This is a genomic window from Dyadobacter jiangsuensis (assembly GCF_003014695.1).
In the GTDB taxonomy this organism is placed as follows: Bacteria; Bacteroidota; Bacteroidia; order Cytophagales; family Spirosomataceae; genus Dyadobacter; species Dyadobacter jiangsuensis.
In genome coordinates, this window is the sequence record NZ_PYAS01000004.1 from 168,328 (window position 1) to 181,521 (window position 13,194).

A 13,194-nucleotide genomic window follows, 5' to 3' on the forward strand; every position below is an offset into this window, starting at 1 on the left:
CCGACCACCGACGGCCGACTGCATTAAAGCATAAACCCGCAATGATCCATGGTCTATTGTCGGCGGTCGGCGGTCAGTGGTCGGCGGTCAGCCGTCGATTTATACTGAAACCGCATTTCAATGTGCTTGTAAGTCCACGCAGAGACGAAGTATATCAACACGAAGTTGAAAATGAACAGGTAGGAATACGCTTCCGGCGGGAATTTAAGTATCCGGATGAATAATACGTTGAACAGGCTGATCAGCAATGCGTGCGTCATGTAGATCGAGTAGGAGTATTGCCCGAGCTTGTGCAGCAGCTTCACACTTTTGAATGCTTTTGAAATAATACCTTTTTCAAAGGCGAATGTGTAAATGCAGATGAAGAACAGTATCTCAAAAACGGCTCCCCAGGGTTTCATCACCTCTCCGTTGTAAATGCTAAGGCCGATCAGAATTAGCGAGACTATCTCTACGACTGAAAACAACGCGGGCGACCACTCGCGTACCTGTGTATGTGTCTTGCTGAAAAGATTGAAGCAAAGCACGCCGGTGAAAAATCCGAGAATACCCCTTAAAAAGCCGTAATCGAAGCTGTAATTGATCTGAAAACTATTGGACACCGACCAGAGCGCGGTGAGCGATATGACGATCATCAGGCCGTACCAGGCGTTGCGGCTCCGCAGCTGGCCGCTGCGGTGAATGTAAACAACCAGGCTTCCGAAAACCAGGTAAGCCATCATTTCTGCGCTGATCGACCAGCTGGGGATATTCCAGCTGACGTCCTTCACGCCAGGCACCGGGGTGGAGTTGACCAGGAAAAGCGACGTGAAAAAGGTGTAGACATTGTTCGCAGGGTTCACCAGGTTGTTGACCTTAATGTACGGGCTGAGCATGTTTTTGGCCACCTCCATGCCCACAAATGCCAGTAGCATCACCAAATGCAGCGGATAAATACGGTAAACACGTTTTTTGAGAAACAGCCTGAATTGGCCCCAATCGGCCAGCGACTGGTAGCTGTAAGCGATCACGAACCCGCTGAGTACAAAGAAAAAATCCACGAACATGTCCGAATTCTCGACGAAGCGATTATTCAGAATGGGCGTATTGGCAAATGGCCCGAGGTGGAACAGGAATACGAGTGAAGCAAACAGGCCCCGAAAAATGTCCAGAACTTCGAAGCGGTGTTTCATGGGAGTGGTTGGGTAAAATAGAATGTGCTGATAAACCGGTTGAGACCTGTGTCGGGCTCGTGTTCATAGGCGAATTCGTCGGAAGCTTTGGTCATGATGAGCAACCCGAAATGCTCGCTCGTGTCGGAAAGCAATGCGGGCATTTCCAGTTCCGCGAGCTCTTCGATGAAGAATATCGCCCGGCCCGACTCGTCGGTGCGCACACAAAGCGAATCCATGCCGTTGTGATAAATAGGGAAATCCACGGGCCGCACCATTTCTTCGAGCGGCCACATGATCTTTTTCTTATCCTGGCCGGTGAGCACGAGCGGCTTGCCGTAATCTTCTTTTTCGAGTACCACGGCGTCCATGGTCAGGCCGATTTTGAGCACCGACTCCCGTTCGCCCGAATGCTTCACCGCATTGGTGAGCAGCTCCATGATCACCCATTTGATTTTGGCCATGAGGTCGTCATGAAGCGGGGAAGTGCCCGCTTTTTGCCGGATATGGTCCAGGCACAGGTTCAGCGTGCCCGGAATGCCCTCCCGGCTACTTTTGAAAACGATTGTGATCTGATCCGAATCCTCCCTCATAAACTAGCTAAGTGTTCCCAGCGCTTCTTCATAATCGTTAAATATCCTGAACACTTTATCCATCCGAATGAGCGTGAGCAGGTTCTTAACATCTGGTTTCAGCGAGACCAGGTAAATATCGACGTTACGCGGCATGGCGTATTTCAATGCCACCACCAGGCTTCCCAGAAATGAGCTATCGATGTAATTCACATTTTCAAAGCTGACAATTACCAGCCGTACACCATTGCCGATAATCGTGATCATTTCCTCCTTGAATGCTTCGGCATTCGAAAGACTGGCTTCTTCCGGCAAAATCGTGGCCTGTACCACGCGGTTTAATTCCTCAACTTTCAGTATCATAAAGGGCTATTGTTTTTCTATAAAAATGATGCTCGCATCATCCATTTGGTTACTATCATCGATCAGGTCGAGCACATGGCTCCTGATCAGCCCGAAACTATCGGGCTTGCCCAGGTACGGGGTTATTTTTTCCACAAAAAACGGATAATCGCTTTTCTTCGAGCCGTTGGAGGGGATATCGATCATACCGTCGGTGAAAATGGCCAGCTGATCGCCCGGCTTCATGGTCACTATCTGTTTATCGTAAAGGCCGTCTTCCAGCAAACCCAGCAGCAGCCCGGTTGATTGAATCGTCGAAGTGTTGCCGGTTTCGGGCGAGTAGCTCACAAGCGGCAGATCGCCCGCTCCGGTGTAATGCACCTCGCCCGTGTGGGTGTCGAGCAGGAGCAGCGAAAGGCTCGACAGGATATTCTGCAAGCTTTCGTCGAGGTAAATCAGCTTGTTGATCTTTTGTACGATGGTTACCAGCTCAAAATCCTGGTCGAGCACGCAGAAGCGGATCGCGGCGCGGATGTAGCTCAGAAAGCCGAATGTGAAGAACCACGCTTTCCATTTCTTACCCATGATATCCCCCAGGAATGCGAAGCAGAAACGGCTGTCGACCTGCACGAAATCGATGAAATCACCACCGGGATAGCCCCGGTAGCCCTTGTGCCAGTAAAAAATACGGTAGCCGTTCACCGCCGGAGCATGCGTCGGAATAGATTTGACATTGAGCGTTTCAGCAGCCACCTTCAATTCTCTTACCGACCTTACGTGCTCGTTTTCAAGGGTTTTGATGATGTTGTTGAGCTTGGTGATGATCACCGGGATCGGCGTTTCCTTGTTAATGAAGTCCAATGCCGACATATTCAGGCCTTCGAGCACCAGCTTGTTGTCGGTAAATGAAGTCAGGAACACAAACGGGATGTCGCTGATATTGGGGTTAAGCAATACGGCCTGCCGGAAATCGAAACCGTTCATTTCGGGCATATCGTAGTCGGACAGGATCAGGTCCGGCGTTTCGACGAGCAGCATATTCAATGCCTCCGTCGCCGATTCACAGAGCACACAGTTGTATCCCGCTTTCAGAAGGGCATGTTCGATAACCTTGCGGAAAAGCAGGTTATCCTCTACGAGCAGGATCTTTTTGACGGTAGTTTGCGGCTCGGCGAAGCTGATCATTTTTTGTTGAAGTTTAATACAAACAAAAGGACTCCACCAAAAATAATCAGCAGCGACACAAGGTCCATAATCGTGACGCCGTCATTGATGTTGAAATAGTAAACTGTGAAAAGCTCGAAGCTGGGCGGCGCGGGCATGATGATCATCGCAAACCCGACGACAATGAGCAGGATTGCGAGAATAAACATTACGCCTTTCTGAACCATCCCGCTCCGCTTGGGCGTATTAATCCGGCTATCGAACTGGTTTTCGGCCAGGAGCTTTTCAAGGCCCTCGAGAAGCTCTTCGCGCGAGAGATTATTGTCCTGATCGAGCTCCCTGAACGGCGCCAGTTTTTTCTGTGTGGCTGCCGAGCGGTGGAATGCATCCGCGATCTCTTTCTGATAATGTTTTGAAAGGTGCGCGTCAATATCGGCCTGCTCAATCGCATCGATCAGCTCGGCGACCTTCTTTTCCAGGCGGGCAATTTCCTGTCCCTGAGGACCGGATGGATTTGAGCCGGATTCTTGGTTGTTAAGCTTACGGTCGAGTTGCACGCTGGGTTGGTTTGTTGGTAAGAAAGGCTGTCAGGGACGCATTCTGGATGTTTTTTGCAAAAAACCGCGATCATTCCCGGATTTTGGTTAAAGCTATGTTTTTATTGTTAAATTTGAAATAGTTCTACAAATCAATAAAAATATTCCTTCGTTTTCAGTAACCCTGACGGCCCAGTTTTACGCATGAAAAAAGTGTCCATCGTAACGGTGAATTTCAATCAGCCCAAGGTTACCGAAGATTTGTTGAAATCGCTGGCGGAGGTCAATACCTACCCGGATCTGGAAATCATCGTGGTCGACAATGGGAGCAAAGCAAACCCTGTGCCTGCATGGCGGGAGCAGTATCCCGGCATCCTGTTCGTGCGTTCGGACATCAATACCGGCTTTGCAGGGGGGAATAACATCGGCCTGGCGCATGCTACGGGCGATTATCTTTTCCTGATCAACAATGATACCGAGGTTACCGCAGACCTGGTCGGCAAGCTGGTCGACACCATGGAATCCAATCCGAAAATCGGGATGATTTCACCCAAGATCCATTATTTCGATCAGCCGGGAATGCTGCAATACACCGGCTATACCCCGATGAATTACTACACTTGCCGCAACGCTTGTATCGGGCAGTTCGAGCAGGACCGCGGGCAATACGATTTTCTATCCGGCCCGACGGGCTATGCGCACGGAGCCGCGATGATGATCAGCCGTGAAGCCTGGCAAAAAGTGGGGGGAATGGCCGAGAACTATTTCCTTTATTATGAGGAACTAGACTGGTGCGAACGTATTAAAAGGGCTGGTTACGAAGTCCATGTGAACCTGGACGCGCTGATTTACCACAAGGAATCGGTATCGGTCGGTAAGCGGACAGCCCTGAAAGAGTTCTTTATGAACCGTAACCGCATTTTGTTCATCCGTAAAAACGCGCCGGGTTTCAGATTCTTCGTGTTCTGCTGCTATTTCATGCTGGCGGTAGTTCCGCGGAACATCATTCAATACATTAAAAATAAAGAATACAGTTTCATACCTGTTTTTTGGAGCGCTATTACCTGGCATTTCAAAAACGATCCCGATAGCAAAAACTTAGGCTTTCCGTTGACCCGCTGATTTATGAAGATATTTTTCTGGCTCAGTCTGTTTATTGTTTTCTACACATTCCTCGGTTACGGCATTGTGCTGTACATTCTCGTCCTCATTCGAAGGGCATTTAAAGGGAAGCGGCTGGCTCCCGGGCTGGATCAGGAATTCCCGACACTTACGCTGGTAATCGCAGCTTATAATGAGGAAAGTATTATCGAGGAAAAAATCGCGAATACTTTGCAGCTCTCGTACCCGGCGGGTAAGCTGAGCGTCATCTTCGTTACCGACGGCTCCTCCGACCGCACGCCCGAACTGGTGGCCAAATATCCGGAGATCAAGCTCATGCATACACCCGTGCGCAGCGGCAAAATCCTGGCTATGCACCGGGCTATGGACGAGGTAAACTCCGAGGTGGTTGTGTTCACGGATGCCAATACCTTCCTGAACAAGGAAGCATTGCTGCTCATAGCGAGACATTATGCCGATTTAAAAGTAGGCGCGGTTTCCGGCGAGAAGCGGGTAATGCAGGACGCGTTGTCGGACGCGACAGCGGGTGAGGGCTTCTATTGGAAATATGAGTCGACCCTTAAAAAGTGGGATTCCGAGCTGTATTCAGTGGTAGGAGCGGCAGGGGAGTTGTTCAGCGTCCGGCGGTCGCTGTACCGCTCGGTGGAACCGGATACGATTGTAGACGATTTTATGATTTCAATGCGCATTGCTGAGCAGGGATACCGGATCGTTTATGAACCCGAAGCGTATGCCTCCGAGCTTTCGTCCGAAAACATCAAGGAAGAATTGAAGCGAAAAGTGCGGATCGCTGCGGGTGGTATGCAATCGATCCTGCGTTTGCAGAGACTGCTGAACCCGTTTCATGATCCCTTACTGACATTCCAATATATCAGCCACCGCGTGCTGCGCTGGACGGTGACACCCTTCCTGATGATTCTGGCATTGGTGCTCAATATATTAATTGTGATGCAATCCGGAGGCGTGATTTACCAGATTCTGCTAGCCGGGCAGGTGGTGTTTTACGGGCTCGCGCTGGCTGGTTGGGTGCTCGAAACGCAGAAGATCAAGGTGAAGGCGCTTTTTGTGCCGTATTACTTTTGCATGATGAATTACGCCGTAATGGCCGGTATCCGCCGATATTTTAAAGGCTCCCAAAGTGCTGCCTGGGAGAAAGCCAAAAGAAAGAGCGCATAGTCCAGGGACGATGCGCTCGATTATACTTTCAATTAATTTACAGTTGTTTCAGCCGTTCGGATTCCGATTCGAGGATAGGGATCAATTCTTCGATTTCCGCTGAAATATTCCGGTACATTTCCATCAGTTGCTCGGCCGGATCGTCGTTCTTGATGGCTTTTTCGAGCACTTCTACCTTCGGGCGTACGTGCGTGAGGCCGGTCATGGTGAACGAAGGTTTTAATCCATGCACGATACTGGCCGATTCTTTAAGGTCGCCCGATTCCAGTGCGCCCTGTAAGGACTGCCAGCGCGGTACGGAGTCGCTCAGAAATGCATCAAAAATCATGTACAGGATTACAGGATCTTCTCCGTAGGCCTGGTCGATGTAGGCAAGGTCCAGGGCGGGGTTGAGTTGTAAGGCCATCGGTTTGTGTTAAAAGTTTCGCAGAAGCTCAATTAGTGGGATTGGTAAGGTATTATTCGAAGAAATACTTCGACAATATAACCGCTTTCTGCAAAACTATCACATTATTGTTGGTTCTCCTGCTCTTTTACCTCTTCTTTGGCCGGCTGTTTGGCGTCCTCCCGGGCTTTTTTCCGGAAATACCTGCGGAAAAGGAAATTGGAGCGAAGCGCAGTCATGTTTTCGTCCAGTTTTTCGGTAGTACTTTCGAGGTTTTTCAGCGTTTCTTTCAGGTTTCCCGCCGTAGCTTCGTCGTGCAGCAATACGCCCAACGGGCTGGTTTTGTTAGAGTTAAGGTCTGCACTGGCAGTTTTAAGATTGTTCACCATGACATTGGCCGACGACACGGTCTCGTTCAGTCGGGCAATCGTTCCGCGGAGATCTTTCATGATCACGGTGTCAGTCGCGAAATCATTGGCGAGGCCTCCTTTTTCGTTTAGTTTGGAGGTATACCCTGCTAGTGAGGCGGTTAATGCCTGCGCATTGACCGACGCTTTTTTCATCGCGCCCAGGGTCTGGTCCAGGTCGTTGTAAAGGCGCTCGTCGTTCAGCAACATCCCCACAGTACCTTTTCCGGCCAGGATATTCTTGCTGATGGTCTTGAATGCGCTGGTGATCCCGAGCAAATTCTTGTTATTTTCTGAAAGTACGGCCAGCATTTCTTCCGTACTCTCGATTTTCTCGACCGCTATTTCATCGCCATCTTCAATGGAAGGCACTTTTTGCGTGCCGCCGTAAATGACGATGATTTTGTTGCCGATCAGACCGTCGGTGCTGACTTTCGCCTTGGCATTCTTGCGGACGAATTCCTGCGATTTTTCCTCGATGTTCAGCATTACCTCCACCTTGGAGTTGGCCAGGAACCGGATGCTTTTCACCGTCCCGATCTTCACCCCGGAGTACCAGATGTTGTTGCCGATTTTCAACCCGTTCACATCATCAAAAATGGATTTGACGGTAATGGCCGAAGAAAAAACCTTTTTCATACTTCCGATTGTGAGTATCCCCACCACGAAAATGAGAATGCCGATGATGACGAAAAGGCCTACGTTAATGGATCGTTTGGTTGATGTTGCCATTATTACTGAATAAAATTATAGTCGTAAAAACTTTTGATCCGCTCTTCGTCGGTATCAAATACTTCTTCAAAAGTGCCTGTTTTCAGAAACTTGCCGTCAAGGAGCATCGCAATGCGGTCGCCGGTTTCCCGTGCGCAGGTGAGGTCGTGTGTGATGATGATCGAAGTCGTTTGGTATTTTTCTTTCACTTCGTTGATCAGCTCGTTGATTTCCAGGCAAGTGATCGGGTCCAGTCCGGCTGTCGGCTCGTCGTAAAGCATGATTTCCGGTTTCAGGATGAGCGTCCGCGCAATACCTATCCGCTTGCGCTGGCCGCCTGAAAGCTCTGCCGGCACCTGGTTGATCGTTTGCAGCAGGCCTACTGCATCAAGCACATATTCTACCTGTTCGTCGATTTCGGCACGCGTGAGGTTCGGAATGTTGCGTACGAGCGGGAATTCGAGGTTTTCACGCACTGTCATACTGTCGTACAATGCGCTGTTTTGAAATGAAAATCCGATTTTAAGCCGCAAATCGCGCAGGTCGTTGCCTTCCAGCTTGGAGACTTCCTGGCCCAGGACGATGCAATCGCCGCGGTCCTGTTTGAGCAAGCCTACCATAATCTTGATCAGTACCGATTTCCCGGTACCCGACCGGCCGAGTACCACCATATTTTCACCTTTGGTAACAGTAAGGTTCACGCCCTGCAATACGTGCAGATCGCCGAATGACTTGTACAGGTCGCGTACCTCGATAACCGGCTCGCCGGGTTTGAAATCTTCTTCCATTTTAAATTCTGAAATAATTGGATACCTGTACGATGATCACTTCCTCGATGAAAATGAGAAACATAGAGGTCACGACAGCAGAGTTGGCCGCCTTGCCGACGCCCTCGGTACCTTTGCTGGCATTATAGCCCTGGTAACTGCCTACGATCCCGATCGTGAATCCGTACGCGATCGCTTTCGCGACGGACGTCCAGATGTCCAGGAAGGTGATTTGCTCGAATGCATTCTCGAAAAAGGCGATGAAACTCGTTCCTTCGTTCAAAGTCACGTTGAGAAACGCCCCCAGCAAACTGACCAGCGAACAGTAAAACATCAGCACGGGAATGGCAATAGTGCAGGCCACTACGCGGGTTACGACCAGGAATTTGAATGGATTAACAGCCGAAACCTCCATCGCATCGATCTGCTCGGTCACGCGCATGGACCCCAGCTCTGCGCCGATGCTCGACCCGATCTTACCCGCGCTGATAAGCGCGGTTACCAGCGGCGCCAGCGCACGCACAATGGCGATCGCTACCAGCGAGGGGAGCCAGGAAGTAGCCCCGAATTCGGACAATGACGGGCGCGACTGTTTGGTAAATACCATCCCGGTAATGAAGCCGGTAAGGCTGATCAGCAGCAACGAGCGGTTTCCGATCGCATAGCATTGCCGGACAATCTCCTGGAACTCCATCCGGCCGCGGAAAACTTCCCGGAAAAAACGGATGAAGAAAACATACGCATCATAAACCGCCAGTAAGGCATTATCCAGATTCTTGCCGTATACAAATTGCTTTTTGTTAGCGCTCATTCAATCGGTACAATTGTATTAAACTTTATTTATCAGGCGGTGTTCCGTTGATTCACCCAGCATTCGCTCTTCAAACCATCGCATGCGGTAGGCGTTCATGGCGTTTTTCCCAAGCTGATCGAGCAGCCGGTAATTGACGATTACGCCCACTGCCGCGCCGATTCCCGGGATCAGCTGCGCCATTTTAGCAAGGTCGATGTAATCACGGTATTCCTGCTGGAACGTTTTCCAGTTGAATTCGTGAATATCCGTCGGAAGATCCTTGCTGCGCAAATCCCATTGGATCATTTGTGCAAACACCTCTTGCCTTCCTTTCTGGCTCGAAAAGGTCAGCTGGAAAATATGGAGTATAAAAAGCCGTTCCCTGTAATCGTTGATCGGCCTTCCGTACAACGCTGCAATCTCGAAAAGTAGTTTGATTTTGATACCTATCAGGATAGGAAATTCAGCCAACGCGAGCCAAAAACCTCCTGCGCCGGTAATGCCGCCTTCTGCGGCTCCGGCTTTTTTGTAAAACTCGATTTTTTTGCGAACGGCTGTCTCCATCTCTTCCAGCGATGCGCCCGGGATGGATTGCGTGGTGGTATATTCGGCCCCGGTAAGCACGCCGCGTACCATTTGCTTGATGGTGCCGGTGATCACGTCATGAACTTTGTCGGGAATGATGTCATTGATTTTGTCCTGAAATTTCTTGGAGGTCCTGTCGATAAAATTGGGCCGCTTCTGCATTTTCAGCTGCCATTTGGTCAATTCAGGTTTTATCTGCTCTTCATAACTGTTGATGTGCATATCATTTCAGGGCTAATGTCGGACAGGATAGAGAAACGTCGGCATTGTTACCGGGTAGCAAAAATCATTCCATTATCGCATAAAGTTAAAAATAGCTGTAAGAATTCCGGGAATTTCCGATGGACGGCAATGAAAACGTGCAGGTGTTTGCACCTGTACGCGAGTCCTATTTTACCAACGCTTATTATTATATGTCCAAATTATCTGATCCAGAGTTTTTTAGTGAAAAATCTGCCATTGGATTCAAACCGGATCAGGTGCATTCCGGAGGCTTGCTTCGGGACTGTGAGGCCGGCGCTGGCACTACCTGAGATTTTTCTGTTCATTAAAAACTGGCCGTTCAAGCCAACAAGGCTGATATTACCTGCCTGCTGCCGGGCAAAATTAATGGTAACCTCTTCGCCGCGAAGGACCGGGTTCGGGAATATTTCGAAAAGTATTTCCTGGTCTTTTTCAGTACCCAGTACGAGCGTGGGCGCGATTTCCGCGAAGGCGGGCGAGGATTCCGCAGCATCGTTGACGGCTATGAGCCTGTACAGAATAGGAACGGCAGACTCGCCGGGCTCATCGAGCCACTGCATAGTACTTTCGTTCACTCGGGCCACCGGCGTATAACTCGCGGCATCACCCGTTTTGCGTTCCAGAATATAACCCTTCGCGCCGGAAACCGGCTGCCACGCGAGCCTGATGCTCCCCTTTTCACCGCTATGGGCCGTTAGGACGGTCGCGGGCAGTGCTGTGGCAATAGGCACATCAAAGAAGGTAAATGCACGCATTCCCCTTGCATTGGTAATATATGGGCCGGTAAATGGGTGGTAGGGACTCTCTTTTTCAACAAAGGGAGGCAGATAATTAAGCGTTGCTGCATTTTGTGCAGTTTTCAGATCGAGGATAATCCGGTTACCTTCCGCTTTACCGCTTGCTATCGCACCGGTCTGGTGGTCGAGATAGAAGAAATCTTTCAAATCGAGCAGCGGCCCGTTGGGGTGTTTGTAAGGATCCGGATATTTCAATTCCTGGCCTTCATCGAACACGAGCGTCATACTCTTCTTTTCAGCTGAATTGTAAAACGCCTTTTTGAGATTCGGAGAGTCGATGTTGGCCGTGTCGGCGGATGCATAAAGGTCACGGAGCATCAGTCGTGAAAGCTCAGTCCCGCTTTGCTTGTTGCCTTCCCGGTTGTAATGAAGGCCATCGAACCCGGTCGTGCCGACGGTCGCGATACTGGTAATGTCCGGATAAATAGCGGGAAGACGTCGCTGGTAGTCCCGTATCAGAACACCGATGAGCGACGCGTGGTAAATAATATCGATCTGGAAAACATACAACTTTTGCAGGCTGGGGAAATCCGTTTTCAGGTTTTTGTACAAAACATCAAAATGCCCTTCCCAGTTACCTCCCTCGCCGTAAGCCTCGCTTTCACCTTGCCGGAAAATATACGCTTTCACGGCACCGGCAACACCCGCTTTCCGCGCGCGATAAAGCATTCTGCCATAGCCGTTGGTGAAATCGGTAGGGTTAATTTCGGTTCGAATCGAATGCGAATAGGCCGACGACCAGTGGTAGCCTGCGTTGATGAGGCAGTTGGGGATACCTGATTTTTCCATTAGCTGCTTCTGGATTTCCAGCCCCATTGTTCCGACGCCGTTGTCGTAGGAGCGCATGTTGGAGAGTGCCCAGAGGGTATCGGCTGCGTTATAGTTGCCCGTGTTAAGGTTGTCGGTAATCTTTCCGAACGTGCGGCAAAACATGCTCGTATCACCCTCTCCGAAAAAGCCGGTCGAATTGGACTGGCCCGACAATATATAAACATCGCCGCTCACTACCCGGGTACGGGTAACGAGCAGCGTCGAGTCGGCATCATTGCAGAGGAAAACCTTGAAATCATAATTTGCCCTTTCTGCCTTAATGACCGCTTCCGTGCTGAAAGTTCCCTTTGCATTGCCTCCGTACTGAATTCCCGCCCGCCGGTATTGGTGGGGCTGGCCATTCCGCAATACCTGCACCGAAACGTATTTCCAATCCGGCGCTTCCACGATACCTGCAATGGGCACGCGCGCCTCGCTTGCGGCATTGCGCGGGTAGAGCTGGTAGTCCTGCGGGAGCTTGCCGAACATGACCGGTGTAAAACGCTGCGCACCGGCATAAGTAACTGCCAGGAGCGTTAAAACAGTTGACAACAAGAAGCGTGTGGCGGTCCTTTTTAAGAGCCTGCCGGGGAGGAGAGTTTTCAGCACAGGGTTTAGTTATTTATTTTAATCGAACAGGTCTGACCCCTTCCCGTGTGATTTTCACCGGGTTGATCATCCCTTTTTCATCGAAAGACATGACGTCTATACAAGTTTCGCGGTGGTTGCCGTCGGTTTCGGTCAGTGGGCGACGATGGTAAACAATGTACCATTCATCCTTGCCAGGAACCTGGATTACCGAGTGGTGGCCGGCACCGGTTGCTACCGCCGGGTCCTGTTGCAGGATCTTATCTACACGCTTGAACGGCCCGAACGGTGAATCGGCAATGGCGTAGGCCACGGAATAGTTAGGGCCTGTCCAGCCGCCCTCCGACCACATAAAGTAATATTTACCATTGCGGATAAACATGAATGGTCCTTCCACATAGTTCTCAGGCGTGATCTCACGGAAAATTGTACCGTCTTCAAACGGGACAAAGCCGGTGAAATCGCTTTTCAGCTTGGCAACATTGCAATGCTTCCAGCCACCGTAAAACAGGTAATGCTGGCCATCTTTGTCTTTGAAAACGAACTGGTCGATGGGCTGTGCACCGTTATGGAATTTGTCGATAAGCGGCTTGCCCAGGTAGTCTTTGAATGGCCCTTCGGGGCGGTCGGCGACAGCGACGCCGATGCCTCCCTTTTCATTGTCGTTCTGAATATCATTGGCACCGAAAAACAGGTAGTATTTTTTGTCCTTTTCGATAATCGAAGGCGCCCACATGGCGCGCTTGGCCCATTTAACGGCCGATGTGTCGATGATACTGGGATGCTTCTTCCATGTAACCAGGTCTTTGGAAGAAAATGCATCCATATGTACCTGCTTGTTATACGGAGCGGAATAGGTCGGATAAATCCAATACGTCTTATTGAAAATGATACCTTCGGGGTCGGCATACCAGCCGGGGAATACGGGGTTGCCACTGGCCCGTTGGGCGGTTTGAGCGAAAGTTTGGTAACAGCAAAGGATTAGGAGTGTCAGGGCAAGCAATTTTTTCATGATCAAAGTTTCGGTGATAGGTAATGTAACCGC

General features: G+C 50.2%; 14 protein-coding genes. 2 read left to right on the forward strand and 12 right to left on the reverse strand.

The genetic code is table 11. The features are described 5' to 3' along the window. Positions 1-53: 53 nt before the first annotated feature. Genes CLV60_RS09160 through CLV60_RS09180 form a run of 5 tightly spaced genes read right to left on the reverse strand, consistent with a single transcriptional unit; the run spans position 54 to position 3,786 of the window. Entirely contained in the window at positions 54-1,172 is a 1,119-nt protein-coding gene (locus tag CLV60_RS09160; protein WP_106595089.1) for an acyltransferase family protein, read from the reverse strand. Continuing rightward, complete coding sequence (locus CLV60_RS09165; RefSeq protein WP_106595090.1) at positions 1,169-1,744, reverse strand: ATP-binding protein; 576 nt, start codon at positions 1,742-1,744, stop codon at positions 1,169-1,171. Before CLV60_RS09165 ends, CLV60_RS09160 begins: the two co-directional genes overlap by 4 nt. Before the next feature lie 3 nt (positions 1,745-1,747). Continuing rightward, complete coding sequence (locus CLV60_RS09170) at positions 1,748-2,086, reverse strand: STAS domain-containing protein (protein ID WP_106595091.1); 339 nt, start codon at positions 2,084-2,086, stop codon at positions 1,748-1,750. Between the two features lie 6 nt (positions 2,087-2,092). Further along, positions 2,093-3,250, reverse strand: coding sequence for a response regulator (locus CLV60_RS09175; RefSeq protein ID WP_106595092.1), 1,158 nt, complete (start codon positions 3,248-3,250; stop codon positions 2,093-2,095). Continuing rightward, complete coding sequence (locus tag CLV60_RS09180) at positions 3,247-3,786, reverse strand: hypothetical protein (RefSeq protein WP_106595093.1); 540 nt, start codon at positions 3,784-3,786, stop codon at positions 3,247-3,249. Before CLV60_RS09180 ends, CLV60_RS09175 begins: the two co-directional genes overlap by 4 nt. A gap of 183 nt (positions 3,787-3,969) precedes the next feature. Between CLV60_RS09180 and CLV60_RS09185 the strand changes: the two genes are divergently transcribed. Together CLV60_RS09185 and CLV60_RS09190 are read left to right on the forward strand one after the other, a co-directional pair. Further along, on the forward strand, positions 3,970-4,887 hold the full coding sequence (locus CLV60_RS09185; protein ID WP_106595094.1) for a glycosyltransferase family 2 protein: 918 nt from the start codon (positions 3,970-3,972) through the stop codon (positions 4,885-4,887). Positions 4,888-4,890: 3 nt separating this feature from the next. Further along, on the forward strand, positions 4,891-6,063 hold the full coding sequence (locus CLV60_RS09190; RefSeq protein ID WP_106595095.1) for a glycosyltransferase family 2 protein: 1,173 nt from the start codon (positions 4,891-4,893) through the stop codon (positions 6,061-6,063). Positions 6,064-6,100: 37 nt separating this feature from the next. Here the strand turns inward: CLV60_RS09190 and CLV60_RS09195 are convergent, their stop codons facing one another. The 7 genes from CLV60_RS09195 to CLV60_RS09225 form a co-directional block, all read right to left on the reverse strand. Beyond that, positions 6,101-6,469 (reverse strand): Hpt domain-containing protein, encoded by a 369-nt coding sequence (locus CLV60_RS09195; RefSeq protein WP_106595096.1) that lies wholly within the window; start codon positions 6,467-6,469, stop codon positions 6,101-6,103. A 104-nt stretch (positions 6,470-6,573) separates the two neighbouring features. Next, on the reverse strand, positions 6,574-7,587 hold the full coding sequence (locus CLV60_RS09200) for an MlaD family protein (protein WP_106595097.1): 1,014 nt from the start codon (positions 7,585-7,587) through the stop codon (positions 6,574-6,576). Positions 7,588-7,589: 2 nt separating this feature from the next. After that, on the reverse strand, positions 7,590-8,354 hold the full coding sequence (locus CLV60_RS09205) for an ABC transporter ATP-binding protein (protein ID WP_106595098.1): 765 nt from the start codon (positions 8,352-8,354) through the stop codon (positions 7,590-7,592). 1 nt (position 8,355) lies between these two features. Continuing rightward, positions 8,356-9,144, reverse strand: a complete 789-nt coding sequence (locus CLV60_RS09210; protein WP_106595099.1) for an MlaE family ABC transporter permease — start codon at positions 9,142-9,144, stop codon at positions 8,356-8,358. A gap of 18 nt (positions 9,145-9,162) precedes the next feature. After that, positions 9,163-9,933 (reverse strand): EcsC family protein, encoded by a 771-nt coding sequence (locus CLV60_RS09215; protein ID WP_262510551.1) that lies wholly within the window; start codon positions 9,931-9,933, stop codon positions 9,163-9,165. Between the two features lie 200 nt (positions 9,934-10,133). After that, entirely contained in the window at positions 10,134-12,170 is a 2,037-nt protein-coding gene (locus CLV60_RS09220) for a sialate O-acetylesterase (protein WP_146151544.1), read from the reverse strand. Between the two features lie 13 nt (positions 12,171-12,183). Further along, a complete protein-coding gene (locus CLV60_RS09225; protein ID WP_106595437.1) occupies positions 12,184-13,161 on the reverse strand; it encodes a glycoside hydrolase family 43 protein in 978 nt (325 codons plus the stop codon). Positions 13,162-13,194 lie beyond the last annotated feature (33 nt).